Source organism: Vibrio sp. D173a (assembly GCF_030248475.1).
The window spans coordinates 1-1,370 of the sequence record NZ_JAHGAH010000503.1 but is presented as its reverse complement, the minus strand read 5'-3'; the positions used below and the strand labels follow the sequence as shown (position 1 = coordinate 1,370).

The window sequence follows — 1,370 nt, the reverse complement described above, 5'->3', positions numbered from 1 at the left end:
TGAACCAACACTCGCGTTTTACCACTGCCTGCTCCCGCTAAGATCAGCAAGTTTTCTAAGGGTGCAGCCACTGCCTCACGCTGCTTGTCGTTGAGGCCATCGAGTAAAAGCGAAGGATCAATCATTTGGGTTTGCTCACTACTGGGTATTTATACATAAAAGTTGATTATAACCTAAACACAGAGCGCAGTTTAGGAGAATAAGAAGAAAAAATATCCAAAAATAAATTATTAATAATCATAACCTTACACATCGATATGTCATTTATTTCTATAAATCTTCAGTTCTTTTGAAATTATTTCTTAGTTCTTCCTATCCTTTTTACTAAGCAAGTTAACAAAACCTTAACCTGCTCAATGTAAATAACAATTAAGTCTAGAGGGAATGACTATGAAAAATTCTAATCTTGCTGTAACTGCTGCAATCACAAGTGTACTAGCGTTTGGTGGTACTGTTCTAACTTCGGCGCCTGCAGAAGCGGCAGCGAAAGAAAAGTGTTATGGCGTGTCTAAAGCTGGTCAAAATGACTGTGCGACTAAAACAAGCTCATGTGCTGGTACAGCAAAAGAAGATAACCAAAGCGATGCATTCGTTGTCGTACCTAAAGGGCTTTGTGGCAAGCTTACTGGCGGTAGCACTCAATCTTCATAATACCCGCTATAAACCAGGTGAGCATGCCTATCAGCTCACCTGGATTGTTCCACCCACCGAAGGAGAATACTTGTGGCTCATCCTCTACACCCGCTGGCAGGCGTGGGTTTAAGAACACCTCACTTAGATTATTTTAGCCACAACTCACACAAGGTCGATTGGTTAGAGATCCACAGTGAAAATTACTTCTCCCCACATGCCCAAGCCACCAAGCAACTAAGAGCAATTCGTCAGGATCATCAAATAAGCTGCCATGGTGTCGGGTTATCTTTAGGTTCTGTTGACCGTATTAATCAGCGTCACCTAAATCAACTTCAGCGTCTGGTTGACGATATTCAGCCCTTCTTGGTGTCTGACCCAGGTGGCCATCACTTTAACGACCTGCTCCCGCTGCCTTACACAGAAGAAGCGCTTGATGTGTTCTGTCGGAATGTATTGGAAGTTCAAGACGCCCTGCAAAGACCGTTACTGATTGAAAATCCTTCCAGTTATCTCGCATTCAAGCATTCGACGATTCCTGAATGGGAGTTTCTAGCCGAGGTTCAACAACGGACTGAGTGTCGACTACTATTAGATTTCAACAATATTTTCGTATCTTCATTCAATCACCAATTCAGCTGTGACACTTATTTAGAAGGGATTCCTGCAAGCGCAGTCGATGAGATACACCTTGCTGGGTTCACCAAGAAGCAGTTAGAAGATGGTGAGATCTGGATAGA

At 42.8% G+C, this 1,370-nt stretch carries 3 protein-coding genes; 2 read left to right on the top strand and 1 reads right to left on the bottom strand.

Annotation, left to right across the window (positions count from 1 at the left end; all coding sequences use genetic code 11):
• Positions 1 to 125, bottom strand: a 125-nt coding sequence (locus tag KIV40_RS27110) for a UvrD-helicase domain-containing protein (RefSeq protein ID WP_285352282.1), incomplete at its 3' end; no start/stop codon positions are given.
• 265 nt (positions 126 to 390) lie between these two features.
• Here KIV40_RS27110 and KIV40_RS27105 point away from each other — a divergent pair.
• Positions 391 to 651 (top strand): DUF2282 domain-containing protein, encoded by a 261-nt coding sequence (locus KIV40_RS27105; protein WP_032552258.1) that lies wholly within the window; start codon positions 391 to 393, stop codon positions 649 to 651.
• Between the two features lie 72 nt (positions 652 to 723).
• Positions 724 to 1,370 (top strand): DUF692 domain-containing protein (locus KIV40_RS27100; RefSeq protein ID WP_285352279.1); only part of this gene is annotated, 647 nt, incomplete at its 3' end.